Consider the following 18,677-nt stretch of genomic DNA (forward strand, 5'->3'; position numbering starts at 1 on the left):
AATCCAAGGATGACTCGCCAGATAGCTGACAAGATTCGCCAGATCGTTTGGCAATTCGCCAACTACGCTGTCAAGCGACACCACGGGCTGGAGCGGCTCGGCAATGGCACCGGTGCGGGGGTTGGTGAGGAGCCGTTCGACGGTGGTGCTGAGGACGCAGGTCCAGCAGCGGCCGCCGGAGTGCAGTTCAGCCTCGGCGCCGCAGGCGCGGCAGTCGACGTTCAACTGGATGCCGCTGCAGGACCTGCAGGCGGGCTGGCCTTCAATGACTCCTGGCAGGACGCCTTGGTGGCCGCAGAGGCAGGTACCGGTGCGGCGTTTTGCGGCCTGGTAGCAGTATCCACAGATACGTGCATCAGGCCAGGAGGCAACGATTTGATGATGCTCGGAGCATCGTCCGCACGGTTCAGGCCAGGTGGTCGGGTCGCTGGTCCGGCGTGGTCTACTCATCGGCCGGGCTGGAGGGGTCAGGGAGAAGCTTGATGCGCCGCGCAATCGGCTTGTTCGGCACGGCACCGATGCCGTCGCTGTGGCGCGGTGCGTTGGCACTGGCGGCGGCACGGATTTCAACGAAGGGCTCGAAGAGGTCGTTAGGGCTGCAGTCCAGGATGTCGCAGAGGGCTGCGAAGGTTCGTGCCGGAATCCGTTCGGGCGCGCCTGTGATGAGCCGGTAGACCTGGGTGTCGGAAAGGTTGATGCCCCGTGATCTGAGCAGGGGTTGGAGCTCGGAGGTCTTCCACAGATTGCGGCTTGCCATCACTTTTCGAAGGTTCCAGCGGTAGCCCATCCGGCGTTGGTCTGGCATTACTGCTCCCGCGGGGTTGTGCGACGTGTGATCATCTGTTGCACGGTCTTGTGCTTGAAATCGTTGGAAACATGCGTGTACAGGCCGGTGGTCGAGGCATAGGTGTGGCCTACCTGTTCCTGGACAAAGGCAGGATCATATCCAGCCTCGATCTGGTGGGTGACATAGGAGTGGCGAAGTGAGTGCATGGTCAGCTTCTCCGGCAGGCCCGCCAGCTCCCGTACCGACTGGAATGACCGGTCGAAGGATCGGACGTCCAGACGGCCCGCACGTTCACTGGGCCAGAGACTGAGCGTGCGGTCCGCGGTTGGAAATCTGGCACGTCCCTCGTCCGAGAGCCAGAATCCGAGGAGTTCGACCACCCAGTCGAACTCCGGGCTCGTCAGGACCGTACGTCGTCGTGGGCCGGATCCCGAGGTTCCTTTGGCGAAACGAACCTCGGCGCACCCGAAGCCCTTGTAGGCCGGCACGTGGGGATTGGGTCCGAAATCCACGGTCTCCAGCATGGTCAACTCACGGCGGCGCAGGCCGTACGCGTAGCAAACCTTGAATGCGATTGAGTCCCGCAGCGCCGGCAGCCAGCGTTTCGACCCGGCAGCGAACTCCTGGTCGACGAGGTCGTCTACGGTGTCGAAGAAGGTCTGGAGCTCATTTCTGGTGAACGGGCGGCGTCCTTCAGGGGCGGCGTCATCTGTGGCGTGCTTCGGGCTGTTCCACTCGAAGCAGATCTGGGAGGGAATGTCGCCGAAGGCTTGCTCACAATAGGAGACCCACCCGTAGCGGGAATCGGTGATGTAAGCGCAGAAGATCCGAACCGCGCTGCTGTACGACCGCAGCGTGGTCAACGTGACAGGCTTCTCGCGTGACCTCAGACTGGCCAGGTACTCATCGACGTCGTGGGCCCGCCACTTCCAGGGATAGTCGTTGGTGAACGCCTGGAACCGGGTCACGATCGACGCTGAACTCTTGATCCATTGTGTCGTTAGTCCGCGGGCCAGCATCTGCGACCGCCAGCCATCCAGCATGGCCTCTAATACCCGGTCCTCGGCCCTGAACAGCGAAATATCACCGTCAGTCAGGACGGATGGAATAGACCACGGAAGACGCTGCATGGTTAGCATCATATGTCGAAACCTTGCATCTAATGCAAGAAAGCTACCCTGACGTGCAACGATGTCACTCCGCCGCCGACTCAGCGCAGGAGAACGTCGACAAGGAAACGCCGCCTGACCTGCAGAAACACAAAAATGATGCAGTAAGACGAGTTCTTGCATTAAACGAAACTCGTCCTGGTTAATCACCGATAACCGTGATTATGTCAAGTAAATTACTTGAAGATTCAACTATCGACGACCAACCCTTGTCCGCCCTCATTCCAGATGTCAGTTTTCGCATTCGACTGTCAGTCGCCTGCAGACAGCCAACGAACGCATCCGCGGGCTCACAGAGGGGTGGGTTCCTCCCTCTGCAGGCGTGGGGCTGCAGGGGGCGCTGTCCGCCATCGGGGTAGGCCTGCAGATTCCTGATCAGCGCAACCAAATACGAAACGGCCCCTCCCAAGGCCACCGTAAACGACGACCACCCCACCTCAACAGGGGGTACTTAAGGGATACAAGCCTCAAAACCGGCACCAGCGGTCAGGGGCTAAACCGCGATGCCGGCGTACTGTGTCCCGGGCTCTGGATGAAGCTGTTTCATGCGGGCGAACACATCGACGCCAATCTGGTCATAAACACTGAGAATGTCGATCAGCACCCAGTTCTCTCTGATTAGTCCGTTCTCAAGGCGCCAGAAGTCGAGGCTTCGAACTTCGATCGATTGACCGGACGGGGCAATCCCCATCCACCCATCGGATGTAATCGTCATTTCCATATTCGGCCAGCCAGTGACCGCTACGTAGTTGTTTTCAGCAAAGAAGTGCGCGGGCGCGTCTGCAGGGCGACGATCCGGCATTGCACGGAGAAACGGGATCTGATGACAACTGCGGAAACCCTCTATTCCGCGGGCGGTGCCGATACCCGCCGGGCCATACCAGTTCATCTTCGGATGCCAATATTTCTCTAGTTGCATCGCTTCTAGTGGCTGAGCCGGATGTTTCCCCATATTCGTGAGCATCTCTTCCACGACCAGCAGATTCGATGAGGACAACTCGTTATCCCGAGGGGCACGAAACACACCGTCCTGCGTCGCTGGACCGGGAACCTGCCACTCCAGCCCGAGGCTAGGCGACATCGGCCAGCAGCCAGCCTCCAGCATCAGCCCTGGAATATCCCAGAGACCCTGCATCTCAACCACTCTTCCGTCGATAAGACGGAAGAACTCGTGATAACGCATACTTACCTGGCGCCCAGTCGGTGCTATTTCGAGCCACGGGCGCAGAAAACTGCCGGTGTAATAGCCGCAGCAGCCGATCCACTGGTTACCGTCTCGGTCGGTGCCATGTACGACAATGGTGTCTCGACGTTCTATATCCGGAATGGCCGTGTGAAGAGGCTGATAGGCGGTGTCGTAGAGGGCGTCGGCCCCAATCATTTCTTCGAACGGGAATCCGAGTTTCACTATAGCGTTTGCATCAAACGATGCCCTCAGTGCAGCTTGAACTGCATCCGGTTCATAATCATAGAGTGCCGCTCGAAGGGTGGACATGCTCTCATCGTTATTCATTCTGACCTCCTGTTTTTATGGGCTATTTTTCGCTATCCAGGAACGTGGTTCTCCAGACAGTCACGATCATCGGAATCCTTGCGTCATCCCCCAAAGTCGCGTCGCACCCGGTTCCGGCATGGCCGGTCCGCCCTGGCCAGCGCACCTGCTCGCCAACGACGAATGCCACGCCGACCCCGGGGCCGGCCACTTCAGCCGGCTGGACCCGGTCAAAGCCAAAAACCAGGCCTTCAAAAGATTCAACAGCCTCGGCTCCTATGCCACCGTCGCTTTGTTTTTCATTTCAGCGATAGGGAGTGTGGTGGTCGGCGGCAATGGAGCTAAGACTTTGCCAGGATGCCGTGCCGGTCGGCGATCCCGACGTGGCGATCTGCTGGCGAGCTTCACTCTGCGGCTAGGGCGCCGACGTCTCGGCGGAACTCTCTTCGAGAAAGGCGAGGTCTGCGATCCGGCGACTCGTTACCGACTCTGACATCTACTTCTCGGAGCCGGCGGTCAGCCCGCTGACCAGATAACGCTGTGCGAATAACGCCAGAAAGACTACGGGGATCGCCAGTGCCACGTTGCAGGCGGCGAGGGTCTGTAGCGAGCTGACGTTCTGCTTTGCACCGATCGATGAGACGAATACCGAAATGGTCTGAGCATTGGTCTGTGTGAGGGCAAGCGGTATGAGGTACTCCTGATATGCGAGTAGGAGTGTGAAGATGCCGGCAGTGGCGAGTCCGGGCACCGAAAGTGGCAAGATGACACGGAAGAACGTCCGAAGCGGTCCGCAGCCGTCTATCTGGGCGGCTTCATCTAACGATGCGGGGATCGTTGCAAAGAAGTTGCGGAGCAGCCACAGAGTGAACGGCTGGTTCACCGCTACAAGCGCGATGATCAGCATCCCGGGCGAGTCATAGACCCCAAGCGCTTGCGCGATATCGTAAAAAGGCAGAACGACAGCGAAGCGTGGAAGCGCGCGAAACACCAACGCGATGATGAGCAACCAGATCCCAATCTTGCCTGAATGACGAGACATCGCATAGGCCGCGGGCGCAGCGATAGCCAAGGAGATGACCATCGTCAGCACGGCCACAAGCACCGTGTTCCCGAAGATCGCCACGAAGTCGGTCTCGAGGTACAGCTTCGAGAACGAGTCGATGGTTGGCGTGAAATTCCATGTCGGCGGAAACGTAAACGCGTCACGAAATGGCTTAATGGCGGTGAGTAGAGCCCACAGGAAGGGCAGGCTAAACACAGCGGATATCACGGTAAGAGCTGAAGCGGCGGCCCATGGGCGCAACCGTCGACTTAGCGGTCTGCGCCGCACCGTAATTGCGTCGCGTGGCGCTGCCTGACGACGTCGTGGCTGAACGGGCGGGGGCTTCACCGCAGGTTCCAGAGATTTCACGATCATTGTGACCTCAGATCACGGTAGGTGTTGATAAGGAGCGGCAGCAGCACAATGAACGTAATAACCATGGTCATAACACTGATAGCGCTGGCCAAGCCGAGCTGCTGGCTGTTGCCGAGGGCGACATCGTAGACGTACACCATGAGCGACTCGGTACCGAGGTTCTGCGCGGACGGCGTGATCATTTGGATCTGATCGAACACCCGCAAGTTGTCCATGACGCAGATCAAGATGATGAGTGCGAACAATTTTCGTAGGTGTGGGATGACGACAAACCGTTGAGTTTGGAACCACGACGCACCGTCCAGGCGCGCTGCCTCGATCTGGTTGGAATCGACCGTGTTGAGACCGGCCAACAGCACCAGCGCTGGAAAGGCAGCCTGGCTCCAAACCGTTTCGATAACGACCAGGACACGCGCCGGCCACACGCTATCGAGCCAATAGTAGTTGAGCCCAATAGCTCGAAGCAGGCCGTCGAGCGGGCCGCCATAGGTGTTGTTGAACAGCCACGCAAACGCCAATGCTCCAACTACGAGCGGCACCACGTAGGAAATCATGATGAGGCACAGGAACACAGTCCGGAGATGCTTGTTTACCGCAAACAACAGCAGGGCGAGCCCATACCCGATAACGACCAGTAAGACTGTGACCGCGCCCGTGAACGCGCTCGTAAAGGAGATCGCCGAAAGAAAGCGTGGTGTCGACAACGATTGGACGTAGTTGGAGAGACCAACCCACGCGCCTTCTGTTCCGTACGAGACTTGCTGAAAGCTCCATACGAGGGTGTATCCGAGTGGAAGCACCAGTAGCACGGCCATGGTGAATACACTTGGGGTGGCGAAAGCCACGAAATGTCGGTGCCTCATGTCAAAGGATCTCCTTGATGTGTCGAGCCGGGGCGTCCTGCTCATCGCTGAACGCCCCGGGCGCGTCCACTTACCTTCTGTTGGGTTAGCGTTTCTGCAAGAACGAGGTCGCGGCGGCTTGGGCGTCAGCCAGCGCGTCACTCACACTCTTCTTGCCGAAGATACCGTCGGCAATAGCCGGCCGGATAGCGGTTTTTAGGTCGTCGAAATAGGGCTGTTGCTGCGGTCCGGCAACACCGCTGTCAATTGTGGCCGTCACGGCCGGCCAGTATGCGGTGGCCGGTAACTTTGACAGTGTGGAATCGTTCAACACACTCGAACGTGCCGGGTACGCCAGGCTGCCTGCGGCCTTGGCAGCGTCAGCGCCGGAACCAACAGCGGCGATCTGGAAGAGCACGGTCTCGTCCACCTTCGAGTTCTTTGCCAGGGCGAATCCATCGACAAAAAAGGTTCCCCATGGACTGCCACCCTTTTCAACCGCCGGTGGCGGCGCGAAGGCAAATTTGTCGGCAAATTCGGTGTTCTTCGAATCCAGCAACTGGCCCATGTCACCGGAGTACGTGAGGCCGATGGCTGACTGTCCTGTCTGCAACGCCGTCGCCACGGCTGCCTCGTCGGAGTTAATGGCCGACGGCGACATAAACGGGACGAGCCGCGTCAGCGAGTTCAGGGCAGTCTCTGCGGTGGGGCTGTTCAGCAGGGGCTCGTCAGTACCCTCTTTGGTGAGTGTTCCACCGAGGGAGGCAACCGAACTGTAGAAGTCCGACGACGCATAAGTTCCCGCGGAGATGGGCATCGTCAGTGGGTAGCGTACGAGCTGCGCGTCCTGGATCTTCTGGGCGGCCGCTACCAGCTCATCGAAGGTGGTGGGGGCCTTGAGCCCGAGCTTGTCGAAGATATCCTTGCGGTACACCATCTCGTGCACGTTGACCTGGTTGGGCAGTCCGTATACGTGCCCGTTGTAGGTGAACTGTTTCAGGAGGCTGGGCGATATGTCGTCAAGGCCGTACCGCGTGCCGTATTTGGAGATCAAGTCGTCGAGCGGTTGGAGCCATCCCTTAGCCGCATACTGCAAGAGCGTCGATGTATAGACTTCTGCAATGTCGTACGAGGGTGAGTTCCCGGACAACGAGAGTGGCGCCTTAGTCAACTGGCCGTTGAAGTCAACCGGGCTGTGACGCACTGTGAGGTTCTCAACACCGCTGCAGCCAACCATCGCGTCGGAGAAGGGGTCTATTCCGGGAGCGCTATAGGCAAGCACATTGACAGTGGCCGGTGCTTTCGGAGCATCAACGTCGCAGGATGACTGAGCGGACTTTTGGGGTGATTGGGACCCCGCCCCGCAGGCCGTGGTCGTGCCCACAACAACGATTGAGATCAGAATTCCCAATCGCGAGTACCAGGTATGGCGGTTTCGCATTGTGCGTTTCCTTCGAGTCAAAGCGCGCCCAGCGCGCCGTATGAAGCCACCCAACGGTGGGGTAGCCGTGAACTTTTCCCCTCAGGGCAGAGCCGAGAGGTAGTTTTCCGTCTGATCCTCGGAGCTCGATAGAACTGCTCGAGAAAGTTAGAAAGCACATGGCCCGATTGGTCAACATGCACCTCATCTCGAGCTAAGTGGCCTCGGCGTGCTACCCAAGGAGTGGGCCGAGGTCACCTTCAGTTTTGTCAACCGATATGCGGAGCTGCCATAGCGTCGCGCTCCTCGTCTGCGACTCACTCCTCGAAGTAGTCATTCAGGGGCCAATGAAGTTGGCAACGCTATAAGAGGTCGTGACTCGCGGGTTTAGACTGTGACCGCTCTCTAGTACAGCCAAGCCACTCAAATCCCGTGCCTAGCATGGTGGAAGAGGATGACTCAATCCACTGAATAGGATGGCCCAGACACGCCGTTGACGCACGTGCGACCTCAGCTCCACGCGGACAATTGCTACTCAGCACTGACTGCGGCGGCTTGTTCGGCCGCGGCGCGACGGGCTGCACCTTCGCCATTGGCGTCGCGTTCAGCGAGGGCATGCACTGCGGGAGCGTCCTCGAGCGCGGACTCGTCGACATCGAGGACAATCTCTCCACTGGCGATCTTGTCGCGGACGAGCTTAATGACATCGATACCGATCTGATTCATGAAATCGATGAAGTCAATCATCACCCAGTTTTCGACGAGTTTACCGCCCTCGGAGCGCCAGATATCCATGTAGCGGACCTTGACCTTCTTACCCGTAGCGGGGATGCCGAGGTACTCACCCAAGTGTGTTGCGTACTGGTAGCCGTGAGCGGCAGCCCACTGGCCACCGTCACCGAACCGGATCTCGTCGTCGGCGTACTTGTCCGGGAATCCGTGCAGGAAGTTGCGCTGGTGAATGTTCTGGAACTCGGCCAAGTTCTGCATCGTCCCGATGCCTGCCGGCCCGTACCACTTCATGTCGGAAGACCAGTACTCTTCCTGGCCAACTATCACGTGGTCGTTGATCGCGTTGATCATCTTCTCGACAAGTTGCTGCGCGGTGGGCTCTGCGGGGTTTGACATACTAACTGCTCCTGCCTTTGAGGTGTTGGTCACATCAGTGTATACGCATGCACGCTGGCGTCAACCCTTCCCTAGCGTTCCTTGGTGCGTAGAACTCATGCATTTGTCTTGAGTTTTTGGCCGGAGTATCGTCGGAATTACCCGCTCCATATCTCGCAGGCAATGGCCTGACCAGCCACTTTGGTGGCACAACCGGCCGGTGGTGACTGTCCGGACCTTGGCGCAGCGGGTGGCGGCGGTCGGCCAAAACGGATCGCATGTCCGGGCGCGAGCTTGCGCTTGTATCGTTTACGCGCCCATTCGGACCCTTGCCGGCATGCCGGGACCGCAGCACGACCAGCCTACGCGGCCACGCAGCTCGGCGGTCAGAGGCGAAGCCTCACTGGAAGTTAGATAAAATTAAGACTTCACAAATAAGTATTCGTATAACTACATAGGACTTCCCGGGTTTGTTTGACTCCTGACTTGTGAGGATTCATTCCTTGCAGCAAGGATGTTAAACAAGCCCAATCTTTCGCCGCTGAGTTCCGCCGTGACGTGGTCGCGGTTGCACGGAAGTACGAAGCGCCGATCTTGCAGATCGCCAAAGACTTCGAGATTTCCGAAGCAACCCTGCACAACTGGCTCAAGAAAGCCGACATCGAGGACGGCGCCCGTCCCGGCGTAACGGAGAAGGAAGCCGCCGAACTCAGGGACGCCAGGAAGCGGATCCGGCTGCTGGAGCAGGAGAACGAGATTCTGCCCCGGGCCAGCCAGTAACCATTACAGAAGTTCCCGCTGGTCCTTGACCAAGACGTGCGACGGTGTCCCCGACGCGGTGGCCTGCCGGGTGCTGGGCTTCTCCAAACAAGCGTTCTATGCATGGAAGACACGCCGGTCACGGAGCGTGACTGGTCCGATGCCCACCTAATCAACGCGGCGCTGGACGTCCACCCGGACGATCGGGCGTTCGGGTACCGCTTCGTCGCCGACGAGCTCGAAGACCAGGGGTTCAGCGCCGGAGAGAACCGTGTGGCGCGGCTGTGCAGCAGCCAACAGATCTGGTCCGTCTTTGCCAAGAAGCGCAGTCTGACACGCAAGGCCGGGCCACCCGTGCACGATGACCACGTCAGATGGGCCTTCAACGCGACGGCGCCTGATCAGCTGTGGCTCACAGACATCACCGAGCACCGGACCCCTTGGATTGGGCCCAGGCTGATGCGGGCGCGGCAAGGGCTATGGGTTCTCTGTTAGAACGCGCGGAGGATGTCCTCGACGCGTTGTTTGGCATCGCCGAAGAGCATCTGGGAGTTGTCGCGGTAGAACAGGGGGTTCTGGACGCCGGCGTAGCCTGCGGCCATGGAGCGTTTGAACACGATGACGTTGTCGGCTTCCCAGACGCGGAGGACGGGCATGCCGGCGATGGGGCTGGACGGGTCCTCGGCCGCGGCGGGGTTGACGGTGTCGTTGGCGCCGATGACGAGGACCACGGAGGTTCCGCCAAGGTCGTCGTTGATTTCGTCCATTTCCAGGACGATGTCGTAGGGGACTTTGGCTTCGGCGAGGAGTACGTTCATGTGCCCGGGCAGGCGTCCGGCGACCGGGTGGATGCCGAACCTGACGTTCACGCCGCGTTCGCGGAGTTGGTGGGCGAGTTCGGCGACGGGGTACTGGGCCTGGGCGACTGCCATGCCGTAGCCGGGGGTGATGACGACGCTCGAGGCGTTGGAGAGCATCTCCGCGGTTGCCTGGGCCGTGATTTCCCGGTGCTCACCGTGGTCAACGTCCCCCGCGGTGGGCGCGGCGATGCCGAAGCCGCCCGCGATCACGGAGATGAAGGACCGGTTCATGGCCTTGCACATGATGTAGGACAGGTACGCGCCGGAAGAGCCCACCAGGGCACCGGTGATGATGAGCAGGTCATTGTTCAGCAGGAAGCCCGCCGCTGCCGCGGCCCAGCCGGAGTAGCTGTTGAGCATCGACACGACGACGGGCATGTCACCGCCGCCGATGGAGGCCACCAGATGCCAACCCAGTCCCAGAGCAAGGAGGGTGACGACGACGAGCAGCCACAGCTGGGAATCATTGACGTACCAGACGGTCAGGGCGACAAATGCGGCGAGGGCGCCGAGGTTGATGGCGTTCTTTCCCGGCAGCATCAGCGGTGAGGACTTCATCCTGGCCGACAGTTTCAGGAACGCGACGATCGAACCGGTGAAGGTCACCGCTCCGATGAAGACGCCGATGAACACCTCGGCGTGGTGGACAGCCATGAGCTCCGCTGACAGGGCGGGGGCTTCAAGGTGCCCGTTCCAGCCGACCAGCACGGCGGCGAGGCCAACGAAGCTGTGCAGCAGGGCGATCAGCTCGGGCATGCCCGTCATCTCCACCACGCGGGCCCGCCACAAACCGATCGCGCCGCCGACCAGGACCGCCGCCAGGAGCAGGGCCAGGCCGGTCAGCGCGTGGCCTGTCCCCCAGGCTCCCTGGACGGTCAGCCAGACGGTCGCGGCGAGGGCGATGACCATCCCGGTGATGCCGTAGATGACCCCTGCCCGGGCTTTTTCGTGCCGGCTCAGCCCGGCGAGGCTGAGGATGAACAGCAGGGCCGCGACGACGTAGGCCGCCCCCGCGATGGACTCTGAGGTCAACGGACCGGAGACGGTGTCAGACACGGTAAAGCTCCTCGTAAGTAATGCGGCTGCTGCTTCGGTGACCGCGCTCATCCGCGTGCCCTGTCTGCGCGGGAGAACATCGCGAGCATGCGCCGGGTGACGGCGAAGCCGCCGAAGATGTTGATGCTGGCCAGCAGGACCGCGACGGCGGCGAGAATCTGCATGACCGGGTTCTCGGAGGTGACCTGCAGAAGGGCCCCGACGACGATGATCCCCGAGATCGCGTTGGTGACGGACATCAGCGGGGTGTGCAGGGCATGGTGGACTTTGCCGATGACGTAGAAGCCGACCACGACCGAGAGCATCAGCACGGTGAAGTGCTGCGGCAGCGGTGCCGGGGCGACCGCGTTGAGCCCGAACAGGACCGCGATGCCCGCGGCAACAAGCCAGGCCTTCCCGGCAGGGCTCAGCCCCGACCTTTTGGCCGCGGTGCCGGCAGCGGACTCCCCCGCGCCGCTGGCCTGGGCGGCGTCAGCCTTCACAGGCGCTGCGGAGACCTGTACCGGGGGCGGGGGCCAGGTCTTCTCGCCGTCGCGGACTACCGTCACCGAGCGCTGCACCACGTCATCGAAGTCGATCCGCAGGACCCCGTCCTTGTCCCTGGTGAGCAGCTTGAGCAGGTTCAGCATGTTCGTCCCGTACAGCTGGGACGCCTGTGCCGGCAGCCGGGCCGGAAGATCCGTGTAGCCCAGGATCACGACACCGTTGTCCGTGACCACGCGTTCCCCGGCGACCGAACCGTCCACGTTCCCGCCCTGCCCGGCAGCCATGTCCACGATCACGCTGCCCGGCTTCATGCCGGCCACATCCCCGGCCGTGAGCAGCTTCGGCGCGGGACGCCCCGGAATCAGGGCCGTGGTGATAATGATGTCCACATCAGCTGCCTGCTCGGTGTAGATCTCCGCCGCGCGGGCGTTGTACGCCTCACTCGTGGCCTTGGCGTATCCGTCCGTAGACGTCATCTCCTCGCCGACCTCAACCTTGAGGTAGACCCCGCCAATGGACTTCACCTGGTCAGCCACCTCGGGCCGCGGGTCCGTCGCGCGCACAATCGCACCGAGACTGCTCGCCGCCCCGATCGCCGCCAGGCCGGCAACGCCGGCGCCGACGACCAGGACCTTCGCCGGCGGAACCTTGCCCGCCGCGGTCACCTGGCCCGTGAAAAACCGGCCGAACTCGTGCGCGGCCTCAATAACGGCCCGGTACCCGGCAATGTTCGCCATCGAGCTGAGCACATCCATCGACTGCGCCCGCGAGATCCGCGGCACGGCATCCAGCGCCAACGCCGTAATCGGCCGCGCCGCCAACGCCTCCACGAGCTCCGGCCGCAGGCCAGGGCTCAACGAACCAATCAACGTGGCCCCGTCGGCAAGCCGGCCGATCTCGTCCTCAGAGGGCGGATTGATCCGCAGCACCACCTCAGACCCCCACGCCTCATCGGCGCCCACAATCAGGGCACCCGCCTCGACATAGGCATGGTCCGGGAAGGACGATGACTCCCCCGCACCCTTCTCGACCACGACGTCGTAGCCTAACTCCGCCAGTTGCTTGGCCGTTACGGGTGTTGCTGCGACCCTTGACTCCTGGCCCAACTCCGCCACAATTCCTATACGTGTCACGGTTGCTCTCTCTTATCATGTTGGGTTCCCGACGGGCAATGCCCACCGGGTATACGGTTTTCCCTATGACAGGCACCAGGTCCCTGAGGGGCGCGATACCGGAAATATCCGCAACGGTGCCCGCTCCAAGACGGTGCTGACCGCGGTCACCGGCCTGGCCGGCATAGAGGTTCCCCGGGACAGGGAAGGCACCCTGGGTAAGCAGATTCCGTTCGGCGTGGCCGGGCACATGCCGCCGATGAGTATTTCACTGTCGGCTCGGTCGAGAAACTCATGCACTTCACGGTTGACTATCTTGGCGATTTTGCCGATACCGCACCGCCGGCCGCCGCGGCGGGCCGGAACTGACCGAACACACGGGATAGGGGTGTCCCGGTGGAAACCGCGACACCCCTATCCCTGTGCTCAGGACTCGGCAGCCCAGTCAGCCAGGCAACTATCGATCGCGGACTGCGCGTTCAGGACGACCATCGACGCTCCCTGATCCCACGCCTTACGGGCCTGGGAACCGGTGGAGACGATAGCCATCACCGGCCGCCGTGCCGCGGCGGCAACCGCCCAGACCTCAAGCCGGGCTTCATCCGCCCGGGCAGCGTCATAGCCCAACGCCGCAGCCAGATCCGACGGCCCCACGAAAACCGCGTCGATGCCGGGGTTCTTCGCAATACCACCGGCGTTGGACACACCCTCGGCGTCCTCGATCATGGCCACAACCATGGTGGTGGCAGCCGCCTTCGCGGCGTGCTCCGCAGCTGTGGCCTTCCCCCAGCTTCCCGCTGCCGTGTAGGTGGCGAACCCCCGGTCTCCCAGCGGCGGGTAGTGAGCCAGACGTACTGCCGCCGATGCCTCGGTGGCAGTGCGGACGTGCGGCACGATGACGCCTTCGGCGCCGGCATCGAGGACCCGCAGGGCCAGCGCGGTCTCGCCTTCGCCGATTCGCACCAGTGTGGGCAGCCCCGCCGCCCGCCCGGCGATGATGTGCTCGGCAATGTCCTTCTGATCCGCGATCCCGTGCTCGGTGTCAAGGAAAATGAAGTCGAACCCGTTGGCCCCGGCCATGTCGATCAGCATCGGCGCCGGGACGCGGACCAGCAGTCCGCGCAGCCGGTCACCGTTGGTGAGACGTGACTTGAGCGGCTTCGGTGCCAGCAGGGGGCTCATCGGGCCACCATCCCGGCCGACAGGTCGATGTCTGCTGCGGTCAGTCCCCGCATCTGCAGCATCGCAACGACCGCCTGGCCGATTTCCTCCTCCTCAACCATGCGGCCCAGGGCCGCCCGGGAGACAAAGGCCGCCTCTGCCTGGTCGTAGGAGCTGCTCGAGCGTTCGGCCTCCATCCGGAAGTTGCGTTCCATCCGCGGTCCACGGACCGGACCGGGCGAGAGGCTGTTGACCCGCACGTCATAGGGTCCGGCTTCGGCGGCCAGTGTCGTGGTCAGTCCGATCACCGCCATCTTTGAGGCACAGTACGGGGTACGCCCGGCCAGGGGCCGTTTCCCGCTCACTGACGCGATATTGATGATGTCTCCGCTGCGGGCGTTCATCATGGCTGGAAGAAAAGCCCTGCAGATCAGATACACACCCCGGACGTTTGTTGCGAAGACCTCGTCCCAGTCCCTTGGATCGATGTCAACAAGGTCCGATACCGGTCCCGGGACTCCGGCATTGTTGACCACAATCGACACGGATTCTCCCCTGAGTGCCAGTGCCAGCCGCTCGACCGAGGCCGGATCAGCGACGTCGCAGCTTTCGGCCCGGCACTGGTCATCGGTCAGCCCGAGTACATCGCGGGTCTGAGCGAGTTTGTCCAGGTTCCTGCCGACCATAATGACCCTGGCTCCGGATTCGACCAGGTGGCCGGTGATCGCCTTGCCGAGGCCGTTGCCCGCGCCGGTCACAAGGGCGGTACGTCCTGCCAGCAGCCCTGTCATTGCTGCATCGCGACGGCAGGCTGGGAGGACCAGGGCAGGTCCGTGCCGGTGTACTTGCTCGCGCGGACGTCGCCCGAGCGGGCATGGCCTTCGAAGGATTCGACGCGGCTGGCCCGCCCGCAGATCTCGCCCAGCAGCGCCGAGGTTGCCGTGTCTGTCACTTCCTGGTGGGTGACGGTCTTCAGGTATTTTCCGACCCAGAGGCCGCCGGTGTAGCGGGCTGAGCCCTTGGTGGGCAGGACGTGGTTGGTGCCGATGACTTTATCCCCATAAGAGACGCAGGTCCCTTCGCCGAGGAACAGCGCGCCGTATTCCCGCATTTTGTCCAGTGCCTCACGCGGTTCCCGGGTCAGGACCTCGACGTGTTCGGAGGCGAAGGTGTCCGCGAGGGCGTAGGCCTCATCAAGCGAGTCGACGACGTGGACCTGGCCATGGTCCCGCCAGGCCGGCCCGGCGTAATCCTTGGTGGGCATGCCCGGCAGGATCTGCTCAATATGCTCCAGGACCTGGGTCCCCAGGGCGGTGCTGGTGGTAATGAGCACGGCCGGGGAGTCAGGACCGTGTTCGGCCTGGCTGAGCAGATCGACAGCGACAATGAACGGGTCCGCGTACTCGTCGGCGATGATAAGGATTTCGGTGGGTCCGGCGAAGAGATCGATGCCTACTTCGCCGAAGAGTTGACGTTTGGCTTCTGCCACGAAGGCGTTGCCCGGTCCGGCAATGAGGTTCACCTTCGGGATCTCCTCGGTTCCCACGGCGAGGGCCGTGACGGCCTGTACTCCGCCGAGCAGGTAGATCTCGTCGGCGCCGGCCATGTGGGCCGCGGCGATGGTTGCTGCAGGGATCTTGCCGCGGATGGGTGGGGTGCAGGCGGCCACGCGGGGCACGCCGGCTACTTTGGCGGTGATGATGGTCATGTGGGCTGATGCGGTCAGGGGGTAGCGGCCGCCGGGGATGTAGGCTCCGGCGGAGGATACGGGCAGGTGGCGGTGGCCCAGCCTGACCCCGGGCAGCGTCTCGATTTCGATGTCCTTCATGGAATCACGCTGGGCCTGGGCGAAGCGGCGGACCTGATCCTGGACGAAGGTGATGTCCTCGATCACCTGCCGGGGCAGGGTGGCAATGATCTCCTCGATCTGTTCCGGGTTAAGCCGGAAGGATTCAGGACTCCAGTCATCGAATTTCTCCGAGTACTCGCGGACGGCGGCGTCGCCATGGTTGCGGATGTCGTCAATGATGGTCTCGACGGTGGCGCGGACTTCCGGTTTGCTGCTGCCGGCGTGGCCGGACGGGATGGCTGATTTCAGGATGTGCGGCATGGTGTTCTCCAGGAAGGTTGGTGGTCAGACGGCGGTGGCTGGCTGGGTCAAAACGATGCCGTGGTGGGCGAGGGCGAGTTCGTCGTAGGCCAGCCACTGTGCCGTGACGCGCCCGTCGACGAGATGGTGGTGGCTGATGAGGCTGAACTCGACCGGGCCCTGCGGGCCCGTTCCTGCAATGCGCCATTGGGTGGCAACGCGCAGCGGCAGTGTGTCCGACGCCGGCAGCGAGTACTGGTCATCGATCTCCGCGGCAAGGGGTCCGAGGGCGTTCCGCAACCCGTCGGCCCACTCCGTCATGGCAAGGGCCCCGTCTCGCTGGATGTCCGGTGCGAAGGCGGTGGCACAGTCGGCGGCGTAAAGCCCGGATTCAACCCGGCCGTCCAAGGCGCCGGTGAATGCCTGCCGGACCAGGTCTCCTTCTGCTGTGCGGGAGAAGTCAAAGGCCGGGCGTGCCACCCGGGGAGCTTGGGGATAGCGGGTGGCCTGCAGGGCGTCCTCGAGCGTGTAGCCGAGCTGACGTGCCTGGGCGAGCGGGTTGGCGCCCAGCCATTCCTCGATGATGACCTCGCCGCGGACGATGCAGTTGGCGATGGCCGTGAACGTTACCGGCAGCCCGGTGGCAGGGCCGTAGATGGTGCCGCCTGTGTCGGTCCCGGTCCACGTCCAGCGCATCGAGGTACGGTATCCGTCCTCTTCGGACCCGGTCCAGATCGTGTCGTCGATGATGCCGTGGAAGTCCGGGTAGGTGCGCAGCCTGGCCTGGGTGTTGGTGATGACCACTTCGTCGCCCAGCAGGTCACCGGCGTCAAGGTGGATCGCCGTGCCGGGTGTGTAATACCTGCGGATCAGATCAGGGTCACGGCCGGGCAAGTTCCAGATGTCGTTGGTGATGCGTTCTATGTAGTCGACGGGTCCGTCGAAGCCAAAGGGCCGGAGACCGTGCGGGGAGTGTGTCATATAGCTTTCCTTAGATTCCAGTTGTTGATGATGTTGGCTGTCGACGCCGGGTCTTCGAGCGTCATGAGGTGGCCGGCGCCGGCCAGGACTTCCAGGTCGGCATTGGGCAGGGCGGCGGCGATGTCACGGTGCAACTCCAGGCCGCAGAGCTGGTCCTCGGTTCCGGCCAGGACCAGGGTCCGTGCACTGACCCTCGCCAGTTCCGGGCGAAGGTCCCGGCGGCTTCGTTGGATGCCGAGCTGGTCCGCGAAGGCGTCCCGGCCGATGTCGTTGGCCATGGCGGCCCCCACCCCTGGCAGCGGGCCGGTCCTGCGGTCCGGAGCGAACAGCGCCGGCGCGGTCTCAGCTGCGATGTCGTGCAGGGCTCCGGCCCGGTTGCGCCGGGCCATGGCGTCCCAAGCCTGGATCTGTTCGGGTCTGGGGCCCCGGGGGTTGGTCGAAATCAGTATCGCGGTGTCAAAGAGGCCCGGATCTTTCACGGCTGCTGCCATCGCGATGATGGCACCCAGCGAGAGTCCGATTATCCCCACCGGGCCTGGACGGTCCATGGCAAGCGCCACGATATGTCCTGACGCCTCGTCCAGCGTGGTGCCCCGGATCGGGACGTCCCGCGTCGTGCCGCCCAGATTAAGGTAGGGGTCCATGGCGGTAAAGATTCCTGCGGTGCACAGCATGCCCGGAACCCGGATCCAGGTTCGGATCTGTTCGTCCGTCGGGTGTAGGGCCATGTTCTCAGCTCAGTCGTCGATGGTCGAGTAGCGCACGACGTTCCACGAGGCCACGTATCCTGCAGCGTCGGCGGCATTTCCCTTGTCTTCGGCGTGGCGGAGAGTTTCCGATGGCCACTCAAGGCGGACCCGTCCGTCTCCGCTGTTCACGACCAGCATCTGGGCCTCGTCATCCAGTGCGGTGAAGGCCCGCCAGGCACCTGCCGGCACGGATATCGTGTCGTACGGATGGAGTACTGTCGTCACTTTTGCGTCGCCGTCGTTCAGAGTCACCAGCCAGGTGCCCCGGTAGCCCATCAGCACCTGGCTGTGATCGTGGCGGTGCTGGAGCATTCCTTCGTCCTTGACGGCGCGCAACCATGCGAGATTGAAGTTGTGGGGATAGTGGATCGGAGGTACTTGGTCCCGGTCCTCGGTCATGCCGTAGCCGATGACCGTGGCGAGTTCGGCCCCTCCACCGGGCAATTCGCTGCACATGAACGGCCGGCCACTCCAGACAAGGTCCCGCTGACGGACCACGCGCTGCTGCATCTGCTCGGCAGACCAGCTGCGAAGCCGATCGATCTCAGCGTGTGGCAGCGGCGGAACGACCTCGACATGCTCCGGTATTGTGTCGCCGGCGACGGTGTCGATCAGCTGATTGTCAAGGGTGAGGAACAAGCCATGCTTTTCCGCTTCCTTCAGCACTGACGGTCCCCAAATGATGCCTCCGGTGTTGTCGAACCCGAGCGCGGTGAACAGCCAGCCATGGGAGCCGCCCACGTTGGTGAACCCGCGGAAGATCCAGGTGGGAACGCTGACGATGTCTCCTTCTTCACAGAGGAATTCCCCGTCGCCGCCATCTGCACCCCAGCGCATATTCCAGGTGCCGCTCCAGTTCAGGAATACTTCGGCGGTGAAGTGAAGGTGGAGGTTGTTCACCACACCGTCCGGCATGGCCGCGGCACCGATGTTGAACCCGTGTGGCTCGCGCAGGTTCACGACCTGCTGGGCGCTCTGCGTTACCCCTGGCCCGATGATCGAGTAGTTCTCCTTGGTATCGCTGCCGGGCGTGCGGCAATCGATAAACGCCTGGTTGCAACTGACGTAGTCGCTGCGGCGGATTGTTCTGCGCCTGAGCTCGTTTTCATCAACGAGCGCGGCTGCGGATTCAAGCTTTACATTAATTCCCATGAGTCATGTATACGTATGTATTGAATGCATGTCAA

16 protein-coding genes and 2 pseudogenes are annotated in these 18,677 nt (G+C 62.2%); 2 read left to right on the plus strand and 16 right to left on the minus strand.

The annotated features are described in order from the left end of the window. The 4 genes and pseudogenes from BJQ90_RS10630 to BJQ90_RS10645 all read right to left on the minus strand — a co-directional run. Positions 1-225: pseudogene (locus tag BJQ90_RS10630) on the minus strand (hypothetical protein); the annotation flags it as partial. Positions 226-442: 217 nt separating this feature from the next. Continuing rightward, positions 443-805, minus strand: a complete 363-nt coding sequence (locus BJQ90_RS10635; RefSeq protein ID WP_226760254.1) for a helix-turn-helix domain-containing protein — start codon at positions 803-805, stop codon at positions 443-445. After that, a complete protein-coding gene (locus tag BJQ90_RS10640; RefSeq protein WP_226760255.1) occupies positions 805-1,917 on the minus strand; it encodes a tyrosine-type recombinase/integrase in 1,113 nt (370 codons plus the stop codon). Before BJQ90_RS10640 ends, BJQ90_RS10635 begins: the two co-directional genes overlap by 1 nt. 532 nt (positions 1,918-2,449) lie before the next feature. After that, a complete protein-coding gene (locus BJQ90_RS10645; protein ID WP_226760256.1) occupies positions 2,450-3,469 on the minus strand; it encodes an ester cyclase in 1,020 nt (339 codons plus the stop codon). On the opposite strand from BJQ90_RS10645, the gene BJQ90_RS10650 reads away from it, so the two are divergent. Further along, positions 3,450-3,941 carry a hypothetical protein gene (locus BJQ90_RS10650; protein WP_226760257.1) on the plus strand — a complete coding sequence of 164 codons (492 nt, stop codon included), beginning with the start codon at positions 3,450-3,452 and terminating at the stop codon, positions 3,939-3,941. The genes BJQ90_RS10645 and BJQ90_RS10650 overlap by 20 nt on opposite strands. 3 nt (positions 3,942-3,944) lie before the next feature. Here BJQ90_RS10650 and BJQ90_RS10655 read toward each other — a convergent pair whose 3' ends face one another. The 4 genes from BJQ90_RS10655 to BJQ90_RS10670 form a co-directional block, all read right to left on the minus strand. After that, entirely contained in the window at positions 3,945-4,721 is a 777-nt protein-coding gene (locus BJQ90_RS10655) for a carbohydrate ABC transporter permease (RefSeq protein ID WP_226760258.1), read from the minus strand. A 143-nt stretch (positions 4,722-4,864) separates the two neighbouring features. Further along, positions 4,865-5,713: a carbohydrate ABC transporter permease gene (locus tag BJQ90_RS10660; protein WP_226760259.1), complete on the minus strand. Its 849-nt coding sequence runs from the start codon at positions 5,711-5,713 to the stop codon at positions 4,865-4,867. Between the two features lie 103 nt (positions 5,714-5,816). Continuing rightward, positions 5,817-7,151: an ABC transporter substrate-binding protein gene (locus BJQ90_RS10665; RefSeq protein ID WP_226760260.1), complete on the minus strand. Its 1,335-nt coding sequence runs from the start codon at positions 7,149-7,151 to the stop codon at positions 5,817-5,819. Between the two features lie 510 nt (positions 7,152-7,661). Further along, entirely contained in the window at positions 7,662-8,258 is a 597-nt protein-coding gene (locus tag BJQ90_RS10670) for an ester cyclase (protein WP_226760261.1), read from the minus strand. 477 nt (positions 8,259-8,735) lie between these two features. On the opposite strand from BJQ90_RS10670, the pseudogene BJQ90_RS10675 reads away from it, so the two are divergent. Next, positions 8,736-9,434, plus strand: a pseudogene (locus tag BJQ90_RS10675) (transposase); the annotation flags it as partial. 53 nt (positions 9,435-9,487) lie between these two features. Here BJQ90_RS10675 and pntB read toward each other — a convergent pair. From pntB to BJQ90_RS10715, 8 genes are all read right to left on the minus strand, one after another. Then, positions 9,488-10,963, minus strand: coding sequence for a Re/Si-specific NAD(P)(+) transhydrogenase subunit beta (gene pntB, locus BJQ90_RS10680; protein WP_226760262.1), 1,476 nt, complete (start codon positions 10,961-10,963; stop codon positions 9,488-9,490). Continuing rightward, a complete protein-coding gene (locus BJQ90_RS10685; RefSeq protein ID WP_226760263.1) occupies positions 10,960-12,531 on the minus strand; it encodes a Re/Si-specific NAD(P)(+) transhydrogenase subunit alpha in 1,572 nt (523 codons plus the stop codon). Before BJQ90_RS10685 ends, pntB begins: the two co-directional genes overlap by 4 nt. Positions 12,532-12,936: 405 nt before the next feature. Beyond that, positions 12,937-13,692 carry an HpcH/HpaI aldolase family protein gene (locus BJQ90_RS10690; RefSeq protein ID WP_226760264.1) on the minus strand — a complete coding sequence of 252 codons (756 nt, stop codon included), beginning with the start codon at positions 13,690-13,692 and terminating at the stop codon, positions 12,937-12,939. Then, positions 13,689-14,462, minus strand: coding sequence for an SDR family NAD(P)-dependent oxidoreductase (locus BJQ90_RS10695; RefSeq protein ID WP_226760265.1), 774 nt, complete (start codon positions 14,460-14,462; stop codon positions 13,689-13,691). The genes BJQ90_RS10690 and BJQ90_RS10695 overlap by 4 nt, the downstream gene beginning before the upstream one ends. After that, the gene (hisD, locus tag BJQ90_RS10700) at positions 14,459-15,781 is read right to left on the minus strand and encodes a histidinol dehydrogenase (RefSeq protein ID WP_226760266.1); all 1,323 of its coding nucleotides are present in this window, start codon (positions 15,779-15,781) and stop codon (positions 14,459-14,461) included. Before hisD ends, BJQ90_RS10695 begins: the two co-directional genes overlap by 4 nt. Positions 15,782-15,805: 24 nt before the next feature. After that, a complete protein-coding gene (locus tag BJQ90_RS10705) occupies positions 15,806-16,741 on the minus strand; it encodes an ester cyclase (protein WP_226760267.1) in 936 nt (311 codons plus the stop codon). Then, a complete protein-coding gene (locus BJQ90_RS10710; protein WP_226760268.1) occupies positions 16,738-17,469 on the minus strand; it encodes an alpha/beta fold hydrolase in 732 nt (243 codons plus the stop codon). Before BJQ90_RS10710 ends, BJQ90_RS10705 begins: the two co-directional genes overlap by 4 nt. 9 nt (positions 17,470-17,478) lie before the next feature. Then, a complete protein-coding gene (locus BJQ90_RS10715; RefSeq protein ID WP_226760269.1) occupies positions 17,479-18,642 on the minus strand; it encodes a hypothetical protein in 1,164 nt (387 codons plus the stop codon). Between the last annotated feature and the right edge of the window lie 35 nt (positions 18,643-18,677).

Origin of the sequence: Arthrobacter sp. SO3 (genome assembly GCF_020532825.1) — a bacterium.
Taxonomy (GTDB): Bacteria; Actinomycetota; Actinomycetes; order Actinomycetales; family Micrococcaceae; genus Arthrobacter.

Excerpts from the sequence above, each read along its gene's own strand:
- BJQ90_RS10635 (WP_226760254.1), bottom strand. The coding sequence starts at position 805 with ATGCCAGACCAACGCCGGATGGGCTACCGCTGGAACCTTCGAAAAGTG.
- BJQ90_RS10640 (WP_226760255.1), bottom strand. The coding sequence starts at position 1,917 with ATGCAGCGTCTTCCGTGGTCTATTCCATCCGTCCTGACTGACGGTGAT.
- BJQ90_RS10650 (WP_226760257.1), top strand. The coding sequence starts at position 3,450 with ATGCTCTCATCGTTATTCATTCTGACCTCCTGTTTTTATGGGCTATTT.
- BJQ90_RS10645 (WP_226760256.1), bottom strand. The coding sequence starts at position 3,469 with ATGAATAACGATGAGAGCATGTCCACCCTTCGAGCGGCACTCTATGAT.
- BJQ90_RS10665 (WP_226760260.1), bottom strand. The coding sequence starts at position 7,151 with ATGCGAAACCGCCATACCTGGTACTCGCGATTGGGAATTCTGATCTCA.
- BJQ90_RS10670 (WP_226760261.1), bottom strand. The coding sequence starts at position 8,258 with ATGTCAAACCCCGCAGAGCCCACCGCGCAGCAACTTGTCGAGAAGATG.
- pntB (WP_226760262.1), bottom strand. The coding sequence starts at position 10,963 with ATGAGCGCGGTCACCGAAGCAGCAGCCGCATTACTTACGAGGAGCTTT.
- BJQ90_RS10690 (WP_226760264.1), bottom strand. The coding sequence starts at position 13,692 with ATGAGCCCCCTGCTGGCACCGAAGCCGCTCAAGTCACGTCTCACCAAC.
- BJQ90_RS10695 (WP_226760265.1), bottom strand. The coding sequence starts at position 14,462 with ATGACAGGGCTGCTGGCAGGACGTACCGCCCTTGTGACCGGCGCGGGC.
- hisD (WP_226760266.1), bottom strand. The coding sequence starts at position 15,781 with ATGCCGCACATCCTGAAATCAGCCATCCCGTCCGGCCACGCCGGCAGC.
- BJQ90_RS10705 (WP_226760267.1), bottom strand. The coding sequence starts at position 16,741 with ATGACACACTCCCCGCACGGTCTCCGGCCCTTTGGCTTCGACGGACCC.
- BJQ90_RS10710 (WP_226760268.1), bottom strand. The coding sequence starts at position 17,469 with ATGGCCCTACACCCGACGGACGAACAGATCCGAACCTGGATCCGGGTT.
- BJQ90_RS10715 (WP_226760269.1), bottom strand. The coding sequence starts at position 18,642 with ATGGGAATTAATGTAAAGCTTGAATCCGCAGCCGCGCTCGTTGATGAA.